The following is a 21,395-nucleotide window of genomic DNA, read 5'->3' on the forward strand; positions in this document are numbered from 1 at the left end:
TGCCAACGCGAAATCCAACCTGACATAGCCCGTGAATAGGGAGGATACAGTTGCATTCATATCAGTGCCATTATATTTTTTCAAAGATTTGCGGTGTTCTCCAGATGACTAGGTCGTTACCATGTCGCCGCCATTGACATGAATGCACTCACCGGTGACATAGGAGGAGTCGCGGGAAGCGAGATAGACGTAGGCAGCCGCAAGTTCATAAGGTTGGCCTGCCCGGCCCATCGGCGTCTCGGTTCCAAATACCTGCACATCTTCAGCGGAAAAGCTGGATGGAATGAGTGGGGTCCAGATGGGTCCCGGAGCCACGCAATTCACCCGGATTCCTTCGGATGCGAGTGATTTGGCGAGTACCCGTGTCAAAGAGACCACAGCCCCTTTGGTGGAGGAGTAATCAATCAGCTGCACGTTACCTTTATAGGCCGTAATGGAAGCTGTATTAATAATGGAAGCACCCTTACACATATGGGGGAGAGCCGCCTGAATAAGAAAGAAATAGGCAAAAACATTCGTCTGGAACGTATGGTACAGTTGTTCTTCCGTAATATCGACAATGCTTGGCTGTACGTACTGGACGCCATGATTGTTGACCAGGACGTCGATCTTTCCGAAGGTTTCCATGGTCGTACGGATGACAGCCTCGCAGTTTTTCTTCAACCGCAGATCAATCTCGATTAACAGACACCGTTGTCCCAGCTCTTCAATACGTTCACGTGTCCTTTCGGCGTCGGTCCGTTCATATAGATAAGCGATGGTGATATCTGCACCTTCCTTGGCAAAAGCAATAGCTGCAGCTCTGCCGATTCCACTGTCACCACCGGTAATAATCGCAACCTTGCCTTTCAGCTTGCAGCTGCCAATATAAGCAGGATCTTCGCTGATTGGTTCAGGTACCATTAGGGTTTCCAGACCTGGCTGCTGGTCCTGATGCTGGGGAGGGAAAGCCAGATTTTGTGGCTTGCACACCGTTTTCTCACCGTAAAAAGGATATACAGGATTCATTCGTTTTACTTCCTCCTCGCACACGTTAGTTCATACGGCTAATCTATGCATTCGCCCAGAAGAAGGTGCGGTAGGAGGAAGAAGGACATTTGTTTTTAACGCAAAATATACCATAATAAGGATGTAGCTATTGCAACAGTTTTATTAAATGTGGAGGTGTCAGGAGCCAAATGAATATTCAGGGGATTAATCATCTGTGCTTTTCCGTATCCAATCTGGAACGGTCCATTACTTTTTATGAGCAGGCTCTCGGTGCCCGCATTCAGGTAAAAGGCCGGAAGCTGGCGTATTTCGAACTTGCCGGACTATGGATTGCTTTGAATCAGGAAGACGTCATTCGCAACTACACGGAACGAACGTATACACATATTGCATTTACCGTAAAAGAAGAGGAATTCGACGAGTCTGTACAGCAGCTGCGAGCAGCCGGGGCTGACATTCTTCCCGGAAGACCTCGTGACCCGAGGGATGCGTTATCCGTATATTTTACCGATCCCGATGGTCATTTGTTCGAACTGCATACAGGCAACATGAAGCAGAGGCTGGATTTTTATCGTGAAGAGAAGATGCATATGACCTTTTATCCATAAGATGATGTGCAAATGGAGGTAAATGGTAATTAACGTGTTTAATGTCACTGCAATTATCCGTAAAATAAGTCTCAGGATCGCAGAGGATATAGGGTATATCTAATGCCAAACGATACAGAAGGAGAGATGGGCGTGGAGAGCAAAGGATGCAAATTACGGGTAATTGCAAGTAGACTCTGCATGGCCACAGTCATGCTGGTTTCCGTTTTTACGGGGGGGATTACCAATTCGGGGGAACGCACAGGGTTTGCTGAAATTTCGGTTCAGCAGAGTGACAAATTTCCACCTGTAACGCTGCTTGACTTGAATGATCCGGTTCCCCATAGATGAATGGGGGCCTCTTTCCAGAGACCCTGAATTTCATAAAACCTTTTCGGTTTGTTTTACAGTTGTTAGAAGAAGATAGGGTTTGTCTTTACTTGATAAATGATTTGTAGTCGCTATATTCCATTTTACGATCCTGTTTACTTAAGAGGAGTAATTGGTAGCTGATGTTCGCTTCACGCTCTGCATAAATTCGTTTTAGCAGATCGTGGCTCATTCGTAGAAAGTAATAACCTTCGTCCGGATTGTCTTTCTCGTGGAACACCACGCCGAGAAGACGATATAGTTTTGCCCGCAGTATCCCTTCATCTCGCTGATCCAGCAGTTGAAGAGCTTCTTTGATGGCAGCCTCTGCCTGCAGCGGTTCACGTTCCTCCAGATAGATTTTACTGATTTCCTCCAATATGGAAGCCTTTTTGTCGGGCAGTTTGCGTTTGTCGTATATTTCGGCGCATTCAGCCAGCAAAGGAAGGGCTTCTTTTTTTTGCCCCATATGGAGCTGAATGACGGCAAGGTTGTGGAGGGCCAGAACATAGGATTCACTCTTTGCTCGTTTATATGAATCTGCTGAGGTTTTGGTCCAATCTTGGCTTAATGACAAGTGGCCTTCCTGTTCGGAAATGTAGTAGGCTTTGCCCAGACCAAGCGTGATCTCACCATAAAGTTCATGCTGTCCTGTCATCCGGGCGTCTTTTTCTGCTTTATGATAGAAATCCAGGCCTTGATCGACATTCCCCAAGCGCAAATGAGTGGTTCCAAGATACATTAATGCACGAATATGATCATCCTGCAGGTACTTAAGCCTGCTGCTGTAGGTATACGCCTGTTCATAATATTTCCGCGCAGCATGGAATAGCTCTGCATGAAAAGCCGATCGTCCCATTTCCAGATAATATTGAACAATGCGCTCCCGATCTCCGGTGCGGGTTATCGTAAAGGCGGCGGCTTCTCCCTTATCCATCGCTTCCCGATGTTCTCCCATTCGGTTATGGCTGCGCATGATCAGGAGGTAGGCTTCTGTCTGGTCTAGTGTATCCTTGGTCAATGTGAGCACATTATGAGCCATGCGAATGCAAGCGTGGTCGTTGTTTTCCTCAAAATATGATTTTGCTTTATCCAGCACAGCCTCACCAATATCCGTATCTGTCTCTGTATTTCCTTCCAAAAAATACTCCATAGGTGTATTCAATCGTCTCGCAATGATCTTCAACATACGTTGGGAAGGAACGGCTCTGCCCTTTTCGATAAGACTGATATAAGAGCGTGTCATATCCTCTCCCGCCAGTTGCTTTTGCGAAAGTCCAAGCTGCTCCCGGATTTCCCGGATTTTGGGTCCGACCATGTTCATTCACCGTCCCTTAAATATAGTTGGATTTTACTAGAATTGTGGATTGTATGTTGAGTCCATGGAGTAGGCAAAAACAAGGGGTAAGGCGTGTAAGGGGCATTTACCTCCATTTACAGTTTAATTCCAATTTGGGAGATTATAGAATGATAGTATCCAAGATGAAAGGAGGAGAAATGAATGGTCCTTAAAGCGACTCCGATTACACTGGAACAACTGAAACGCAAAGAAATCGAAGCAGCACAATTGGAAGCAAACGTATTGGGTGAGACTCGTGAAGTCAGTGCCCGTGCGGTATCTGCCCGTGCAGTAGAAGCCCGTGCAGTAGAAGCTCGTGCAGTAGAAGCTCGTGCAGTAGCGGCTCGTGCAGTAGAAGCTCGCGCAGCAGCGGCTCGTGCAGTAGAAGCTCGTGCGGCAGCAGCTCGCGCAGCAGCAGCCCGTGCCTGATCTTACTTACTTATCGCATTACGTTAGATTCATAGATGGGAGCTTCCACGGAAGCTCTCTCCCTATATTCAGAGAGATTCGCACGTTGGTGATAACGAGGTGTCTTGAGCCGATGCATATTAGACAAATATGGTCCTATATTCCAGAACATATCGTACCCATCCGGGAACTGAACGATGCTCTGGGACTCAACACTGCCCAGACGAAAGTACTGGAAAAAATTCATGGTTTGAAACAGGTTCGGCAAGACAGGGACGGGGATCTGGCGGCCCTGCTCGGGCATGTGCTTACCCAGGTGGTTACCCATCAGGAGGTAGCTCCTGCTTCGATTAAGTATATCATTTATTGCCACACAATTCAGGAAAATTTCCCCTTTCCTATGAAAGTTTTGCAAGGCCTGAAACGGGCGTACGGATTGCAGCATGCCATTGCGTTTTCACTTACGCAGCAGAACTGTGCATCGGGTTTGGTTGCTCTAAATGTTGCCGAGACTTTGCTGCCTTCATTGGAAGCGGATGATCATATTTTAATTTTGACAGGGGAGAAAACGTTCAGCCCCGTTGTGCAACTGATTCCTAACACAACCGTGATGGGAGAGGCAGCCGCGGCTGTCCTGGTTGGCAATAACGGAGATGGAAGCCGTCTGGTTGGACTTACAAATATTACACTTGGTCAGTACTGCAATGTGCTGACGGGGAATCCCCGATTACAAAGGGAATTCCAGGAGATATACACGCCCCGGTTATGTGATGCCATTCTTGAAGCTGTGGAGCAGGCGGGTCTTGCATTGCAGGATATTCGATATATCGTACCGCACAATGTAAATCTATCCTCCTGGAAAAAAGTAGCCGCCCGATTATCGTATCCCCTTGAACGTATATATACATCGAATGTGCAGGAGATTGGTCATTGCTTCTGTTCCGATCCGTATATCAACCTTCAAGCCGTTCTGGAGCAGGAGCTTCTGCAACCGGATGATTATTATCTTCTTGTTACGGTTGGTCTTGGGGTTACCTTCAGCGTAGCGGTAATGCAATATGCAGGAATTGGAGGCGATGGTCGTGACGACAGTTTTGACCGATTTTTCGAGCAAGTTGAAGTGGGCGTTAACGGGTCGGCATAATGTTACTTTTGTTTATCTGAACAATTTTGAGGTTGAAGAGTATTGGAGTGAGCAGGGGGTTCTTAAGTTGCCCTCAATAAGTATCGGCTCGGCTGCAGACGTCGTAAACCGGATGGAAGAGTTGGGACTGTTCCTGGCCGGAGAGAACGATATCATTTTACTTAAAAGTCAGCCGGATCAAGCCTTCATGGCAGAGGCGCATTCCCTGGGCTTTGGTCAGTCGCGGTGCATTGCTGCGGAATACAATGAGCCCGCACTCAATATCACGGCTAATCTCCTCAATTGTCCCGACACGCTGGGCAAGCTGCGGGAGCTGTCCGAGGATTCCGAAACACGTGCTTATCTGGTCCCCTTCGGCACATCGGAGTACGAAGAAGAACTCTCCCGCCTTACCGGGATTCCTCTTGCTGTTCCCTCCGTGGAAGTGTTTCGCAAGGTGAATGACAAGGGTTATTCGCGCCGCCTTAATACAGAGCTGGGCATTCGTCAGATTCCAGGTGCAGAATGTACGTCCCTGGAAGAGCTTGCAGTTGGTTTCGAACGCCTGAAGCCTGTGCTCGAGCAGGGTGGACGCCTTGTGCTGAAGGATTCCATGGGTGTATCGGGCAAAGGCATCACTGTAATTTCTGATGAAAGCCGGTTTTACAAATGTATGAGCATGCTGGAAAAGCAGGCGAGCAAAAAGGACATTCGCCGGATCAATTACGTGCTGGAGCAATGGATTGACAAAATCTGTGACCTGAATTACCAGATCCTCATCGATCGGTCCGGTGGAGTCGAATTCCTCGGCGTAAAGGAATCGCTGGTAGAACAGGGCGTACATCAGGGACATCTCATGCCATCTCGTCTGGATGACATTCAACTTGGCATTATTCGGGAGGCAGCCTTGCAAATCGGTGCAGCCTTGCATCGGGATGGATATTACGGCATTGCCGGCATGGACGCGATTCTGGATGAGGAGGGCACAGTTTGGCCCAACCTTGAAATCAATGCAAGGTTTAACATGTCTACATATCAGACGAACATTCAGGAGCGCTGGCTCCTGGACGGCATGTTTGGTCTCGCCAAAAAATACACACTTCGTCTCAAGCATTGGCTGGATTACGGAGAGCTGCGCTCCAGACTGGGGGGGCTGATGTTCACACCGGAGAATGGCGAAGGGCTGTTGATCAACAACTTTGCCACGGTCAATGCGGCATTCAAAAGTGAGGGCAGCCTTTTTTCCGGACGTCTGTATGGCGTCATTATTGCGCCCTCTCCTGAACGGCTGCGAGCCATCGACGAATCGGTAGAAGCCGTATTAACTTCCATAAATGAGGTGATGTGAATGTCCGAAGAATATCAGATTCAGCAGCTGTCCATCTCGGATATAGCCGAGAAATTCGGAACACCCCTGTATGTTTATGACGGGGAAGTACTGCGAGAGGTGTATCAGGAACTAAGGGGTTCGCTTACTCCCTACGTGGAGCTGTTTTATTCATTAAAGGCTAATCCGAATGTTTCGATTGTACACATGCTGCAAGAAATGGGTGCGCAGGCAGAGGTGTGTTCCATGACGGAGTTGCACACGGCTCTAAAGGCAGGAGTCGCTCCGGAAAGTATTATTTTTCTTGGACCCGGAAAGAGCGATCAAGAGATTGCCGCCTGTATACGTTATGGCATCTATGCAATTGTGTGCGAATCATTCCAAGAGCTTGAGCGTATTGAGATGATTGCCGCCAGCGAAGGGAGAATTGTATCGGTTGCGTTGAGAGTAAATCCTTCCTTTTCCGTAAAAGGATCAAGGCTGACTATGGGCGGCAAACCGCGTCAGTTCGGCATGGATGAAGAGAGTGTGCTTCAGGGGAAGAAGCTGTTCGAGGGCTGTTCCCATGTTGAGATCATGGGACTTCACGTATACATGGGAACCCGCATGTTGGAGGTAGAACCGATTGCCGAGAATACTCGGCATATTCTGGATCTGGCTGAGCGCCTTGAACATGAGCTTGATATTACCTTGCGAATGGTGGATGTCGGTGGAGGATTAGGTGTGCCATATCATGAGGGTGAGCAGCCCCTGTCCATTGCATCCCTGACAGAACAGCTGAATCCGCAGTTCGAAGCTTTTCGCCTTGGGCACCCGGATACGCGGCTATTCATGGAGCTTGGACGTTATCTGGTAGGCACCTCGGGCATGTTGGTCAGCCGCGCCTTGTACGTCAAGCAATCGTACGGAGAGAACTTTGTCGTGACTGACGGAGGAACGAACTGTCATATGGCAGCGGTAGGCACGGGATCTTACGTGAAGCGCAACTTTCCGATAGCATCCCTGACGCGTTATGGAGAAGCCCCTGTAGCAGAGTACAATATCACGGGTCCATTGTGTACACCCAACGATGTTGTGGGCAAACGCGTTCAGCTTCCGCCCATCATGCAAGGCGATTTAATTGGTGTGTTCCATTCCGGAGCTTATGGACCAACAGCTTCTCCAACGCATTTTCTAAGTCACGGAAGTCCTGCTGAAGTTCTAATTGTTGGTGGAGAAGCCCATCTGATTCGGGATAGGGATACTCCGGAGGATCTGCTGGGCAAACAGCGTTTGATACAAGTGTCTCATACCGCAATAACCAATTGATAAGGAGAGATGATGAACATGACAACTGCATTGCTGCTTGAAGAGATTAAGGGTGCTATTGCTGAAGTGTTGAATACGGAAGCCAGGCAGGATATCCAACTGAGCACTTCTTTATTTGACGAACTCTATCTGGATTCGACGTCGGTACTGGAACTGCTCATGACCCTCGAAGACCGGATTGAGGGTCTGGAGATCGACCCGGACGAGCTGGAGCCGGATGTTTTCGATACGGTAGGCTCTCTGGCTGCTTATATTGAGAAGCAGCTGATCGCGGCTTGATGGCTTCGCCTGTTGCCATTCGTGAGATGGGGGTCAGGCTTTTCTTGGACAGCCATCCTCCATTCGAACATCCTGATCTATTGCGCTTGCACCGGGATATGTTTGCCAATACTCCGGTAAAGTATGATGTTCATCTTTTGCAGGAGCGTAACAACAATGCCTATCACGATATGAGCGTGGAGCTATTGGAAGCGACAGGGCTTGATCAGGTTATGCAGGATGTGGATGTGTTGCTGCTTGCGTACAATTTCCCTAATATTCGCCCCGATATTTCGATCGTGAATTATTTGATGGATCGTTATCAAGCGTGCTTCATCAGCTTTGCGGTAAATGATCTTGGTTTTGGTGCTCCCTTTGCAGCACTCCATATGCTTCAGCATTATTTGAACCGGGAGGGATTCAGTAAGGGTATGCTGCTGATCATGGATCAAACGGCTCTCCCCTATGAAACGATGGAATTGAATGAGTCGCCTGGACCGGATACAGCTGCAGTCATTTTACTCGAACGGATGACAGGCAAGGGGCCTTGCCTGCTGGGCGTGGAGATGCGATATGCCGACCAGTCCATATCCGATACAGCTGCTCTGGTATTGGATCACTTGTGCAAGGAGGCTTCCATTTACCAGAATCAGATTACCTTGCTCATCCACCCTGATCTGGAGCAGGAATGTACGGGCACTTCATGGTACGAGGCGATTAAATGGAGGGGGTGTTACGATCCATCACGCTGGAGTGCGGCTCCGTTCTTCGCATTGCAGGAGCTTCTGGAAGAGAAGGATAGGAGCGAGTACATATGCCTTATGCATCTGGAGCAAACCGATTCATTTATTCATGCGTTGTTAATCCAGACTGGCGATGCAAGGGTGGACAGTCAGTAACAAGGAGGAGGGAGCACAGTGGCGTTCGGTATTGTGGATATTGGTGTCTACCTGCCTGAACAAATCCAGCAACCGGAGGAAGTTCTGGCTGCCTTGGAACTGGGAACGGGGGAACTTCAGTTTTTGCGTAAATGCCATCACTTGGAAGGTATACCTGTTACGGATCCCGGTCAGATGCTGGATGACACGATTGCGCAGGCTGTGGAACGTCTTCAGACCAGGCAATCTCTCGCCGGAATAGACCTTGTTCTTTATGTCCATTCCTTTCAGGTGCAGACACCCGGCGACTACAGGCTTGTGCAGCGTGTCTTACGACGCTTCGGAATGGAACAAGTACCTTTCTATGGCATATCCCAAATGAACTGTGCTTCGTCGATAGCGGCTCTTCAATGGCTTGAACGCCTATCACAAACACAGCCTCACATTCAGAAGGTGCTGCTTGTTTGCGCCGATCAATTCAATTTTCTTCCTTCTGAATGGCGCTATCTACGCAAGTCGGCAATCCTGGGTGATTCCGCTGTGGCTGTCCTGCTAAGCAGGGATAGTCGTCAGCACGTCGTTCAGGCGACGCATATTTTTCGAGATACCCGATTCCATACGGGCTATCATGCCACTGCTGATGAGATCACGGCCTTTAATCGATTGTATGTGGATTATATCATTCAAGGCATGGAAGAGCTGCTGTCCAAGGAAGGCTTGACTCTTCAGGATGTGGATCATATCTTTCCCCATAATGTCAACTGGACGACCTGGAGGGAATTCTCGCGAAGAACGGGGTTTGAGCAGGAACGAATCTATCTGGATAACATTCAGCGCATCGGTCATACCTTCTCCACGGATCCGTTTATTAATTTGAGCTCGGGACTGGAACAGGACTGGGTTTGCACGAAAGGACGCTCCGTCATGGTCAGCATCGGGCTGGGCAGCTTTTTTGGTTTTGCATTGGTGAGGCATGGAGAATAAGAAGAATGAGGGAACAGGAGGAGTGGCAATGCACGTCATCGAATTTCAGGGTGCGGGGGCGAGATCCGTGGGCCTGCAGGCGGCAGGTGATCCTGTTGCTTCAATTTCGAAATTGTTGGAAGATGCAACCGTGCGATGGAATAACCGTCCCGTGCTTTTGGCTGCGGGGGAATACATGCTGGCGACAACGGGTCTGATTGAACAAGAGCCTGTAGTTTGGCATGGAACTGCAAGAGGGCTGTATGGTTGGGACCAGTTACATGCTGTGCTTGTGCAGGATCGGATGCTTGAGCCTTCTGGCATTGAGCTATACCGTGTACGGTTCAATTCAGCTGAGGCGCTCCAGGAGCATGGCAATGACGAGGGAATAACTTGGGACGATGTTTTGAGAACAGGGTTACTCCAATTCCGAGCCGAATTGTGCAGGGCTGGATTGGAACAGATGCGCAGGCATCTGTCAGGTCGCATATCCGGAGGGCAGTCCACCCTTCAACATCAACTGGTGAAAGGAATGGTCGCGGATGTTTTGACAACGCTTTACATGACGGAAACGTTGCCTCAGAACCAATACCTGTCCGTTAAGCCAGACCTTCCGTTACGCCAGGTCCACACGTGGATTCATCGGGAAATGGATGAAGCTTTCAGACAAATTCAGCGTTTGGGTGGAGGTTTCGGATTTCTGAGACAGGGTGTATCTTCCTATATCTATACAGGCCAACTGGTGAAAAACATGCTGTTATCAGGCGAGGGGGATTATTGATGATCACACCGTCAACCATTGCAGTCTTTGAGCATGTCATGAAAGAGTTCGCTGCCGAGCTGCGCGAAATCGGTCTTGTAATCGATCGTGAGCCTGAACGAATTCATGAATTTTTGCATATGCCTTCCATGCAGGCCATCAATCATATGATGATTCCACCGGAGTATGGTGGTCAACCGATCATAACCATAGGCAATGAACGATATTACGGACTCTCCTCCTTGGAGAGGGTGATCACGATTGAGAAGTTGGCAGCAGGAGATGCTGGAGCTTTTCTTGGCGGCCCGGGTCCATCAATGTCCAGCATCGTCATGATGGATCTTGCCGATGAGGAGCAAAAGGAACGTTTTTATAGCCATTTTATGAAGGGCGCGTCATGGGCCTTTTTTGCCATGTCGGAGCCGGAGAAGGGCTCCGATGCCACGGATATTGGTACACGTATCACACGTCAGCCTGGCGGGGGGATCGAGCTGAACGGTCATAAAATCTATATTGGGAATGGAAGCCGTGCACGTGTCGGCCTAGTGTTTGCCCAGACCAACCGGACACCTCTCGGCATTCAGATCGCGCTTGTCGATCCCTCAATGAAAGGCTTTACGGCGACCCCACTGGATACGATGGGACTCTGCGCGCTCCAGATCAGTCATTTGAAGTTTGAAGGTTTCCCGCTGGAAGAGAAGGATATTATCGGCCGTCATCTTAGTCCTACCAAGCGGGGGTTATGGGGGGCACTGCGTACATTTCATCGCATGCGCCCAAGCGTAGCAGCATTGGCGCTCGGTGTTGCACAGGCTGCGTATGATTACGTACTGGAGCACAGATCCATTTTCAAAGAGCGGGAGAAGATGGAGCTGGAGAGAATGGAGATGCGGCTGCATTCGCTTCGTAGCATGATTCGTAATGCTGCAGCAGAGATTGATCATGATGCCCAAAAAGGGTACCTTGCTTCCCTTAGTAAAATTCGCGCGGCTGCGCTGGCTGAGGAAGCGACGGAATTGGCATTGGACATGATGGGTCCTGGCTCCATGATGGAACATCCCTTGTTGAACAAATGGTATCGCGATGCCAGAGCCTTCGAGTTTATGGAAGGTACAACGTCCATTCAGAAAATCAATGTGTTCCAAGCCTATGCCAACGGGAAGATGCAGCATGCCTGAACCATTTCACAATGCTGCCCTCGATCCTATTTACGTGGATCATATCTGCTGGTTAACCGCGGAGGATCATCTGTATACCCTCGACTGGCCAACACCGGATGATTATTTTTATGTATCCCCACACATATATATGGAAGATCATTATTATGGTCGTGTGGGAACGCTGACCCGTTCGCTCATGGCAGATGGGAAACGTCTGACTGCTGGTGATCTTGCGCTCATGGTGATGGAACGGTTATCTAATGAGGCGCACTGGGACTGGCTGATTTTCGCACAGACTTGCCCTGAACGTCATGCTCTGAATGCACCACTTGCCCGTATGCTTGAAATGGCTGCATGGCACGTTGATTATCCGCTTGGGTTATCACATATGGGTGCGCTGGCCGGTACGGAAGCCATCCAGGCGGCTCAGTGGAGCCTACGCCAGAGGGAGCGTGCTGCCATTGTATTGGTGGAACAGCGGGTATTCCATGACGATGGTCAGGCCGGATATGGACTGAAAACCAAGGAGCGTGGCGATACGGCCGATATGGCAGTTGCCCTTCAGGCGTGCACCAATCAAGGCGCATTGCAAGTACGCTATGTCGGCAAAAGGATCGTACAGTCGGACGAAGCCGACTCTTTTGCCTCCCAGGTACAGGATATTATCCGTGAACTGATGGATGGTTGCACAGCGGATCATATGATCCTTCAGTCAAGGCTGGGACTTCACATAAGCGACAATTCCATTTTGCATATAGGTCCTGACAAGACCGTATGCGTACCATATGCGGATTATCAGAGCGGGGATGTGTGGATTCAACTAGCAGAAAAACTGCAGCGAGGAATTATCAGGCCGAAAGAACGGGTAGTGATGATTTCGTGGGATGGGGACCGCATGATATCCGCTTGCTGTGTACACGTGATCCATCTGCCATTGCTAAGCAGTCTTGCGATGAATCAGGAAATCAAGACAACATGAATTGTGGAGGTGAGTCACCATGCAAGGGATCAATTATACGGTCGGTTCGATCCAGCGATTGCTGTTGCGAACAGCTGTCCCGATGCTGCTTGCTTCATTGGTCAATGTAATTACGCAACTGGCTAACGTATTTTTCATGGGACATACGAGCCAGAGCGTTCTATATGTCCTCTCGCTGTACATCCCGGTCTCCTTCGTTATGATTGCGATCATTGAAGCGATGCAGCTCTCGGTTCAGGTGGCAGTGGCTCGCAGTCGTGCCGGGGGTTCACGGGTGTTTACACAGTTATTTGTCCATATGATGGGAAGTGCAGCGCTGCTTGCTATCCTAACAGGCGGCATTGTAATGCTGCTGACTCCCGCGCTGACATGGTTTTATGCCGTACCTGCCGATATTGCTCCCATGTTTACGCTGTACGTTGGAGGCATGATGATCGCCGGTGTTCCGGCTGTTCTGGCAGCAGTAAGTGGTGCGGCGCTTCGGGGTCTGGGCCGGGCGCAAGCCGCTTCGTGGAACTCGGTGGGCATGGCTGTGCTGAACATTTCTCTTGTGTATGTTTTTGTATCAATGTTCGGGCTGGATCTGAAGGGGATCGTGTATGCCAACATGATCTCATCGACATTATCTTTGCTCATCTCCCTGATCATTCTTTTCGTTCGCAAAGAATTCCTTATGGAACACTTTGCTTTTGCAAAGAAACATTTTGTTGCCCTCAGACATGTAGGAATTCCCGTTTTCATCTCATACTGCATGATTTTTCTGAGCACCTTTTTCTTTAACAAAATCGTCAGCCACTTTGGTGAAGGTACCGTTGCCGGTTTTGGCGTCGGTTATCGAATTCAGACGATGGCGATTCTACCGGGCATTGTGATTGGTTCTGCTATCGGCATCATGATCAATCACAACTTGCAGTCGCCTCATCGACCAAGGGCCTACGCAAGTTATCGACAAGGTCTGCTGCAATCTTTCGCTCTCTACGCAATTATTGCTATTGTAATCTGGGTCTGGAGAGAACCGCTTACTGCATTCCTGATTGAAGACGCGGCATCTCGTGCGGAAGCCGCACGTTATCTCTCTGTAGTTGCTCTTTCCTATATTGGCATGGGCCCCATGATGACCACGCTGCTTACGATGGAACAGAGCGGGCGCGGGTATCAGGCCTTGTTCCTTAATGCAGTATACTTCCTGTTAATTATTTTATTGGGATGGGGAATGACTCGCCTGTTTAATCAGGTTATCTATTTCTATGGCGTTATTGCTGGTATGAACGTCATGGGCATTTCTTTCTTCCTGCCTTTCATGAGGAGGTTAAGGCGGGATTATGTAGAGCCGTCCGCATACGAGTCAGGAATAACAGAGGAAGAATCCACTCTTACCAATCAGGGATATTCCACACAGATTTGACTCTAACTAAGTACAGGAGGATCTTGCATGAAACATTCCGAGCCTGCTTATCTCGTGCGTCGTATCGGAGATACATGGATCGCTGCGGATGAAACGTTCGGTCAGTTCTATGAACTTGAGCCTGAGCACACGCTGGAGCCGCGTTTCCCTCCGGATTTGCCGGGAGTTGAACCCCCGGAGGTCCCCTTTTTTTTGTATGAGCCACTTAAAGAACAGGCACCTAAACTCTGTATCTTGGGCATTCCCTATTCCGGTGGAACAAGCCTGAAGAATTCCTCTGTATCCGGATTTGTGCAAGTGTTGCGTGAGGAATCGTATAAAAAAGTGTTGTATCCGTCATTAAAAGAAACAGGGAATTCGGGATTATATGATATTGGCAATGGAACGCGGTTGCTTGAAGACGTAATCATGCAGGATTGGGGTTCTTGCCTCATGGACGAAGCGGATAATCATGCAGAACTGCCCTATTCAAGAGGAATTACATCTGCTCTGGAGCATGCCAGAGCACATCAGGCATTGCTCTGTTGCTTGGGTGGCGATCATTCAATTACACAGGGCGTGCTTCAACAGATGCCAAAGGCCAAAGGGAGTCGCAGGATGCTGGTTCAGTTCGATGCCCATCATGATTGCGGCATAGATGCCATTCATCAGGAGCACCCCAGTCACTCCAATTTCGTAAGGCATCTGTTGGAAGATGGGACTGTTGAGGCTGTTGTGCAGATCGGTCTGCGCGGTCTTCGCTCAGCGGATCAAATGTACAAGCATCCGGGCTTGAGACAAATATCAGCGGAGCAAATGACACCAGAGAAGGTGGGCACCGTTCTGAATGAGGTTCGGGAGAGGTACGATATCGATTCGGCTTATCTGACTTTTGATCTGGATTGTCTTGATCCTGGGAGCTTTCCTTATGTTGATTTTCCCATTGGCGGAGGACCGACCTGGCAGAACATTCGGAACTGCGTTATTGCAGCGCTGGATGCCCCGCTTCCTTATCTCGGTATGGATATGGTTGAAGGGCAGGGTGTGTCATCAGACCGAAACATTCCTGGACAATACGAGCTGGCGCTTCGCATGCTGGCTTATATGCTGGACGGCATGGACCGGAATCGTCGCCAGTTTGCTTCGACTATCAACAGGGATGCACTTAAGGAAAGCATACTGTCGGGAACTGGAGCATTCCTGAAAAAGGGCACAAAGGAGACGCGATGATGAAGGATTTCCGATCATTATATACGTTTCACCGGGAACTGGTACAGGATCAGCTCTCCAAGGAAAGAACAGCCGGCATTCAACTCGGCTACTTTTATGCGTTGATGAATATTGTTAAGGAGCTTGCACCTCTTCAGCCGGCAATGTCTCCTGAGTCGATCTGGATGGATTATCTGGCATTTTTGCGTACGATTGATGAACACAAAAAAAGCCCGTTTTCCTTTATGGAGTGGGATGAGGTTGAGGGACGCGAGCATCTAAGGGCCACGCTTAAGGAAGGCGGAGCTTTGCTGACCTGGCACTACGGTTTTGTCAGACACAATATGATTACAATTGGACAAGAGATTCGAGCAGGACATGTTAATGCCAAACTCCCCTTTTATCTGGTGGCTGAGCAAGGGACTGTGAAGCAGGAGCAGAAGCTGGAGGCCTGGAATTCCATCCGGCAATATGCAGGAGCAGAATTGCTTAATGCAGAGGACGAAATGATTGGCATCCGATTATATTCCCATTTGCGGAAGGGAGGTTCATTTAATCTTTTTGTGGATGGACAGACCGGATTCAATACGGATAACCGTGCAGTAGAACTTCCTTTTCTTAGTTCACGGATTCGGACGAGGAGCGGTATATTTCGCATTTTAGCGAGGGCTCGCAAGCCTGTATGTCCCTATTTCATGACGTTGACTGAGGATTTTCGTTCGAAAATTGTTTTCCTGCCTCCTTTCACATTGGAAGAGGACATTCAGGTATCGGCAGAACGTGTATATGAGCCGTTTCGTGCTCAGCTGTGGAGGCAGCCTGCACTCTGGAGATTTTGGGACCGACACCATCAGCAGGTTATTCACTGGAAAGAGGACGAGATTCCCATTCGCTTGGATGAAGGCGAGAATCGGTTGGACTGGTTCTCCAGACCGCTGGATGGATTCGGTCAGCTTGGACTGAACACCGAGAGTGGCATGATTTACAATTTGGGTTAACCGCCTTATAAGGGGGAGCAGGATGAGGTCATTTATTACGGAGCAGCGCAATCAGCTGTCGGTTCACGTGATGTCAACACGCCAATATGCAAGTCGGTACATCCAGCTCAGTATCGTTAACGAGCAAGAGAGAATTCCGGCAGCAGTGTTTATGGTCATTGTTCGTTTACTGCTCAACCAATTTCAGAATCCGTTGGACGAGGCACACCCGCGGCGGCATCTATGGACCCTTTATGCGGACGAGCCTGGGTACAATTTCGAGTACAAGGGGGACGCCCAGCTTGCATCCATTCGTTTGCGTACTCCTGGGGAAGTACTGCCCCTACCAGAGGAGCGAACGAAGGAAGCGCTGGAGTTACTTGAGGAGCTAATGCTGTGGCCGGTGTCCAGTGATGATTTTGATTTTGATGAGGTGCAGGTACAGGAAGAGATCAAATGGGCAGAGAATCACGCTGGTTACGATGTCTCTGAATGGGACAAGGTGGTGCGGGGGCGCTGTCTGGAATGGCTGGGATATGCTGAACGAGGCAGAGCATCCGAGCTTGAGAAGATAGGGCATTGTGTGCAAGAGGGTGAACTGCTGAAATGGTATAGAGAGGTGCTCCGTTGTCCAATCCATATTCATGTTATCGGCGATTTCGAACCTGATCCCATGATAGCACTTGTCCTGTCTGCTTTTCGGACATTAACTGAAGCAGCGGGGGGAATGGATGACAAACGGACTGCAATCGTGACACGGAACCATCAGTCTGCTGTGCGGCGGGAAGAAGGCGAGTTGATGATGGAGCTGATGGATGTTCAGCAATGCAAAATTAATGTGGCCTTTGCGACTGGAGTGGATTACGGGGCCTCCAACTATCCTGCCTTGTTCCTTTTTCATTCGCTGTTTGGCGCCACGCCTGCCTCGAGGCTCCAGTATGGACTTCGCGAACAAAAGCAATGGGTATACCAGATCTACAGCACGCTGGACGATTATCGTGGAACGCTTCATGTGACAACGGGGACAAGCAGCGGATATGCAGCAGAGGTTCTTGAAGCGATAGATGAGGAATGGTTGAAATTATGCAATGGAGATATCCGGGACCAAGAGCTTCACAGAGCCATTCAGAATGTCATGCATTATGTGCAGGTGGGTTACGATCTGCCTGAGCAGGTAATAACCCTCCATATCGATCGGCTGCTCAATCGGGTCCAGATGACCACCCCGCAATTTCTGGACGCTATAAGGGCCGTGACCTCCGAACAAGTGGCAGAAGTAGCTTCCGGATTGAAAAAAGCAGTGACTTGGATTTTGTATCCCGATAGCGAATATTCAGCATAGCTGTAGGAGGAGAATCATGAATTTTGCTGTGAATGTCGCGCCCATCCAGCGGCGCTTGTCCAATGGTCTCAACGTCAGCATCTTCCCTGAGCCTGATTTCCAACATACCTTTGTTTCTTGGTCCGTATCTTATGGATCGATCCAAGATACCGCACTGCCCGGGAGGGCACATTTTCTTGAACACATGATGTTCTACAATCCGGATGAGCAACCTGTAAAGTCGCTATTTCATGCTCTTGGGGCTTCAACGTCCGCATTGACACGTTATGATGTAACAACATATCAGATAGCCTGCACAGGCCAGGTTAAGCAAAGTATGGAGCTATTTATGAGGATGCTGGCGACGCCGTATTTTACCCCGATACATATTGAAAAGGAACGAGCGGCCATCCATCAGGAACTGTCCATGTATGAAGATCAGCCGTCCTGGCGAGCTTTGCAGCAGCTGACTCGCATGATGTATGGGAATACTCACCCCATAACATCGGATGTTGCTGGTACACCGGACAGTCTGTGTCTAATGACGCCGGATGATCTGAATATTGCTTACAACCATTATTACTCCACGGGAAACATGGCGGTGTCTGTGGCAGGTCCAGTGGAACCGGAGGCCGTTATCGAAATATTGAAACAATATCCGGTGAGCGAGCACGGGTCAGCTTCTCTACCTGGTGCTGCTTCGTTGGATGGGAGGGGTAAGGAGTCCAGTGAACGTTATCTGGAACTTGAATGCGGGCTGCCCCTGTCTCTTGTGAGATTTGGATTCCGGGCTGAGAGTGGGATGGAATTAAAGGATCAGATCGCCTGTATGCTCGGGATCGAAGCACTTCTGGGTGAAACGTCCGATTTTCATGCGGAATGCGTCCAATTGGGTCTGCTCGGTAAAGGAACGACCTGGGATCATTACTACCGCCAGGAATTTGCGTTCTCGAATACTTGCGGTTATTCAACAGACCCGGGTTCATTGTATACCCGTATTGAGGAGCAGTGTGATCGTATTCAGGACAGTGTCATATCCCTGAACAATCTGGAGGTTGCACGATTGACATGGCTAAGTCGGTATTATACAGATATGGATTCGCTTAAACAGCGATGCATGAATGTTTCGGAGCATAAAGTGATAGGACTGGACTATATGCAGATCGGTACGTATGTATCTGAATTGACAGAGGAAGAGATTATAAGCGGTTTGAGAAAAGTGGTAACACCTGCTCATTTGCGAATGGTTGTTTTACGCTAACTGTAAAGTGGGCAGATGATAATTCAAGATAAATTAGATGATTTTTGGTGTTACAGAGGACAACATTTTCGTCTCACGTAGGAGTATGAAGGTGCAGGAGGGACAGACTGATGCTGGATGGCGGAAAAACGGAGATCCATCTCTGGAAGCAAGCCCTTCCCATAAGCGAGGATCAGATGCAGTCAGCTGCAACTATCGCTCAAGCTACACTTACTCCAGAGGAACAGCAGCGGATGTCCAGAATCGGGAAGTCCTCCTTGCTTGAGGCTCATGGCTGGATGACTTCAAGGCTCTTCCTGCGAAGTGTACTGGCTCACTACATGCAGCTGCAAGCACGAGATATTCAATTCAATTATGGTAGCTCTGGAAAGCCATATGTACAGGGCGGGCCCCGGTTCAGTCTATCGCATACGAAAGGTCTGTGTGTTCTGGCAGTTACGTCCAGTAGTGTCGAGCTTGGCATAGACATTGAATGGATGCGGCCTTTGCTGCGGCAGCAAGCCATCATCAACCGATTTTTGACCGTGAAAGAGCAGGATTATATTCTGAATGGCGTGTGGAAAGGGCATGAGCGTTCCCGTCTGTTGTGGGAGATACTTACACGCAAGGAGGCCTGGATCAAAGCCTCCGGTCAAGCTCTGTGCGGACAATGGAGAACGTTAAATACGGTGGATGAACATTCTGCTGAGATGAATCTGGTTGAACGCGAGGGACGGTCTTATATGATTCGGGAGCTGGATGTGGGTAGGGGGTATATTGGTGCGTTATGTTTGGAAGGGAAAGCACATGCCTCCATCCGATGGATGTGATGTATTTGAATTTAAATAGGAAATAGCTTACATATCTATTGTGCAAACAATGGATGTACATATAATATGGACAAATACACCCTTAATTTACCACTGTTTGATACTTCGTCATACTCAAGGAGGTTTGTCATGATTCAGTTTCCCAAACCGGATGTGGAACAATATTTCCAGACGTATCGTATTTCCCATTTTGCCGTATCAGCCGACGAGAAACGTTTGTTTTTTGACAGCAATCTGAATGGCCAGCCGAATATCTGGGCGATGGATCTGCCGGGTGGCTACCCGTATCCTTTGACGTATTTGAATCAGAGCAGCCAGTTCATCAAACCGGACCCGGAAGGACGTCATATTCTCACGGCGTTTGATCGGGATGGCGATGAGAATTATCATCTGTATGCCCTGCAACCGGAGGGTGGGGTGCCGTTTCCTGTTGTCCCCGCAGAGCCCGATGATCGTTGTTATTTCTCCCATCTGTCCGAGGATGGACAGCGTCTTTATTATATGACAAGCAGGGATAACCCGAGCTATCTCAATTCACGCCGAATTAACCTGGAAACGGGAGAGGATGAGCTTCTGCATCAGGGGGAAGAGGTAACAAGCAATCTGGCTGCTGTGAGCCCGGATGAACAAGCCTACGTAATCCTGAATGTATATTCCAATACCTACCAGACAGCATACGTGTACCGGAACGGTGAGTCAGAATCCATTATTCCGGTCTCCGAGCGGCAGAGTCAGGTCTCATATGTTCTGTTTGCAGACCATAATCGGCTGCTGATGATCACCAATGATAACGAGCCGTACACCTATGTGGCTGAATACCGGCTGGATACTCATGAATTTCGTCCGCTGTGCAAAGTGGAGGGAGAAGACGTGGATATCATCCGCTGGCACAAGGATTCCGAGACGTTATACTTCTGGACGTTTACAGGTCCCGAGAATCGGATGTATGCATTGGACAAAGGTGCGGAGCACCCTCGGCGTATGGACATGCCTCTGGATACGGTAGATCATGTAACGGTTACCAAGGCTGGCAACTTGTATATTTTGGGACGTGGAGCCGTACAGCCGGCTAACATTTATCGTCTGATGGCAGGGAGTAAGTCCTGGGTGCCGTTGACTGCCAATCGGGTCACAGGACTTGATCCGAGTAATCTCGTCTACCCTGATGTTATTCAATATAGCTCCTATGACGGACTGGAGATCGAAGCGCTTTTGTTCAAAGCAAAACCGGAACAGGCTAATGGTTACACGGTATTTTGGCCGCATGGCGGGCCACAGGCATCAGAAGCGAAATTCTTCCGTCCGATGTTCCAAATGATGCTGGCTCAGGGCTATCATATTTTTGCTCCTAATTTTCGGGGAAGCACTGGCTATGGCGCCGAATTTGGTAAAATGGTCGAAAGAGATTGGGGCGAGGGCCCGCGGTTGGATTGTGTTGCCGGTATTAACTGGCTGTTTGACGAGGGCATCTCCTCACCGGATCGCCTGTTCGTGGTGGGGGGCAGCTACGGCGGATATATGACCTTGCTGCTGGCAGGACGTCATCCGGAATTATTCCGCGCTGCGGTTGATATTTTTGGACCAAGTAACCTGTTCACCTTCCTGGAATCCGTGCCGGAAGACTGGAAACCGATGATGGACAACTGGCTGGGTGATCCGGTCCGTGACCGTGAACGTTTAACGAAGGATTCGCCAATTACGTATCTGGACCAGATGGTCAATCCGATGCTGGTCATTCAAGGGGCCAATGATCCAAGGGTCGTGAAGGCGGAATCCGATCAGATCGTTGCCGCGTTGCAGGGGAAAGGAGTAGACGTAGAATACATCGTTCTGGATGATGAGGGCCATGGCTTCTCCAGAAAAACGAATGAGATTCTTGTTTATCGGCGGATGCTGGAATTTTTACTGAAACATCAGGAAGTCCCAGTTGCACAACCGTAATGTATATGAGTGTGTCATCGATATAAATATATGATGGTTTTTGA

Annotated in this window: 21 protein-coding genes; 19 read left to right on the forward strand and 2 right to left on the reverse strand. The window is 49.2% G+C overall.

The features are described 5' to 3' along the window. Positions 1 to 108: 108 nt before the first annotated feature. The gene (locus RS891_RS02660) at positions 109 to 1,008 is read right to left on the reverse strand and encodes a glucose 1-dehydrogenase (protein WP_113055114.1); all 900 of its coding nucleotides are present in this window, start codon (positions 1,006 to 1,008) and stop codon (positions 109 to 111) included. A 170-nt stretch (positions 1,009 to 1,178) separates the two neighbouring features. Here RS891_RS02660 and fosB point away from each other — a divergent pair, with 170 nt between their 5' ends. Together fosB and RS891_RS02670 are read left to right on the forward strand one after the other, a co-directional pair. Further along, a complete protein-coding gene (gene fosB / locus RS891_RS02665) occupies positions 1,179 to 1,598 on the forward strand; it encodes a metallothiol transferase FosB (protein ID WP_315794351.1) in 420 nt (139 codons plus the stop codon). Positions 1,599 to 1,700: 102 nt separating this feature from the next. Further along, positions 1,701 to 1,928: a hypothetical protein gene (locus RS891_RS02670; RefSeq protein WP_315794352.1), complete on the forward strand. Its 228-nt coding sequence runs from the start codon at positions 1,701 to 1,703 to the stop codon at positions 1,926 to 1,928. A gap of 85 nt (positions 1,929 to 2,013) precedes the next feature. Here RS891_RS02670 and RS891_RS02675 read toward each other — a convergent pair whose 3' ends face one another. Then, the gene (locus tag RS891_RS02675; RefSeq protein WP_181586701.1) at positions 2,014 to 3,264 is read right to left on the reverse strand and encodes a helix-turn-helix domain-containing protein; all 1,251 of its coding nucleotides are present in this window, start codon (positions 3,262 to 3,264) and stop codon (positions 2,014 to 2,016) included. Positions 3,265 to 3,447: 183 nt separating this feature from the next. Here RS891_RS02675 and RS891_RS02680 point away from each other — a divergent pair, with 183 nt between their 5' ends. From RS891_RS02680 to RS891_RS02760, 17 genes are all read left to right on the forward strand, one after another. Then, the gene (locus RS891_RS02680) at positions 3,448 to 3,714 is read left to right on the forward strand and encodes a hypothetical protein (protein ID WP_315794353.1); all 267 of its coding nucleotides are present in this window, start codon (positions 3,448 to 3,450) and stop codon (positions 3,712 to 3,714) included. 112 nt (positions 3,715 to 3,826) lie between these two features. Beyond that, complete coding sequence (locus RS891_RS02685) at positions 3,827 to 4,837, forward strand: 3-oxoacyl-[acyl-carrier-protein] synthase III C-terminal domain-containing protein (RefSeq protein ID WP_113055107.1); 1,011 nt, start codon at positions 3,827 to 3,829, stop codon at positions 4,835 to 4,837. Then, positions 4,776 to 6,164, forward strand: coding sequence for a preATP grasp domain-containing protein (locus RS891_RS02690; RefSeq protein WP_315794354.1), 1,389 nt, complete (start codon positions 4,776 to 4,778; stop codon positions 6,162 to 6,164). Before RS891_RS02685 ends, RS891_RS02690 begins: the two co-directional genes overlap by 62 nt. Next, a complete protein-coding gene (lysA, locus tag RS891_RS02695) occupies positions 6,165 to 7,451 on the forward strand; it encodes a diaminopimelate decarboxylase (RefSeq protein WP_315794355.1) in 1,287 nt (428 codons plus the stop codon). An 18-nt stretch (positions 7,452 to 7,469) separates the two neighbouring features. After that, entirely contained in the window at positions 7,470 to 7,730 is a 261-nt protein-coding gene (locus tag RS891_RS02700; protein WP_068964052.1) for an acyl carrier protein, read from the forward strand. Between the two features lie 44 nt (positions 7,731 to 7,774). Then, positions 7,775 to 8,608: a hypothetical protein gene (locus tag RS891_RS02705; RefSeq protein ID WP_315794356.1), complete on the forward strand. Its 834-nt coding sequence runs from the start codon at positions 7,775 to 7,777 to the stop codon at positions 8,606 to 8,608. Between the two features lie 18 nt (positions 8,609 to 8,626). Further along, complete coding sequence (locus RS891_RS02710) at positions 8,627 to 9,571, forward strand: 3-oxoacyl-[acyl-carrier-protein] synthase III C-terminal domain-containing protein (RefSeq protein WP_113055101.1); 945 nt, start codon at positions 8,627 to 8,629, stop codon at positions 9,569 to 9,571. A gap of 28 nt (positions 9,572 to 9,599) precedes the next feature. After that, complete coding sequence (locus RS891_RS02715) at positions 9,600 to 10,331, forward strand: hypothetical protein (RefSeq protein ID WP_315794357.1); 732 nt, start codon at positions 9,600 to 9,602, stop codon at positions 10,329 to 10,331. Continuing rightward, positions 10,331 to 11,488 (forward strand): acyl-CoA dehydrogenase family protein, encoded by a 1,158-nt coding sequence (locus tag RS891_RS02720; RefSeq protein ID WP_315794358.1) that lies wholly within the window; start codon positions 10,331 to 10,333, stop codon positions 11,486 to 11,488. The genes RS891_RS02715 and RS891_RS02720 overlap by 1 nt, the downstream gene beginning before the upstream one ends. Continuing rightward, complete coding sequence (locus RS891_RS02725; RefSeq protein WP_113055097.1) at positions 11,481 to 12,449, forward strand: hypothetical protein; 969 nt, start codon at positions 11,481 to 11,483, stop codon at positions 12,447 to 12,449. Before RS891_RS02720 ends, RS891_RS02725 begins: the two co-directional genes overlap by 8 nt. Positions 12,450 to 12,468: 19 nt before the next feature. Beyond that, on the forward strand, positions 12,469 to 13,854 hold the full coding sequence (locus tag RS891_RS02730) for an MATE family efflux transporter (RefSeq protein WP_315794359.1): 1,386 nt from the start codon (positions 12,469 to 12,471) through the stop codon (positions 13,852 to 13,854). A gap of 27 nt (positions 13,855 to 13,881) precedes the next feature. Then, positions 13,882 to 15,063 carry an arginase family protein gene (locus tag RS891_RS02735; RefSeq protein ID WP_315794360.1) on the forward strand — a complete coding sequence of 394 codons (1,182 nt, stop codon included), beginning with the start codon at positions 13,882 to 13,884 and terminating at the stop codon, positions 15,061 to 15,063. Continuing rightward, positions 15,060 to 16,040 (forward strand): LpxL/LpxP family acyltransferase, encoded by a 981-nt coding sequence (locus RS891_RS02740; RefSeq protein ID WP_113055094.1) that lies wholly within the window; start codon positions 15,060 to 15,062, stop codon positions 16,038 to 16,040. The genes RS891_RS02735 and RS891_RS02740 overlap by 4 nt, the downstream gene beginning before the upstream one ends. A 22-nt stretch (positions 16,041 to 16,062) precedes the next feature. Then, complete coding sequence (locus RS891_RS02745) at positions 16,063 to 17,361, forward strand: M16 family metallopeptidase (protein WP_315794361.1); 1,299 nt, start codon at positions 16,063 to 16,065, stop codon at positions 17,359 to 17,361. Positions 17,362 to 17,377: 16 nt separating this feature from the next. Further along, complete coding sequence (locus tag RS891_RS02750; RefSeq protein WP_315794362.1) at positions 17,378 to 18,601, forward strand: M16 family metallopeptidase; 1,224 nt, start codon at positions 17,378 to 17,380, stop codon at positions 18,599 to 18,601. A 110-nt stretch (positions 18,602 to 18,711) separates the two neighbouring features. Further along, positions 18,712 to 19,410, forward strand: a complete 699-nt coding sequence (locus tag RS891_RS02755; protein ID WP_315794363.1) for a 4'-phosphopantetheinyl transferase family protein — start codon at positions 18,712 to 18,714, stop codon at positions 19,408 to 19,410. Between the two features lie 129 nt (positions 19,411 to 19,539). Next, on the forward strand, positions 19,540 to 21,351 hold the full coding sequence (locus tag RS891_RS02760) for a S9 family peptidase (protein WP_315794364.1): 1,812 nt from the start codon (positions 19,540 to 19,542) through the stop codon (positions 21,349 to 21,351). Positions 21,352 to 21,395 lie beyond the last annotated feature (44 nt).

The sequence above is a fragment of the Paenibacillus sp. BIC5C1 genome, from assembly GCF_032399705.1.
In the GTDB taxonomy this organism is placed as follows: Bacteria; Bacillota; Bacilli; order Paenibacillales; family Paenibacillaceae; genus Paenibacillus; species Paenibacillus taichungensis_A.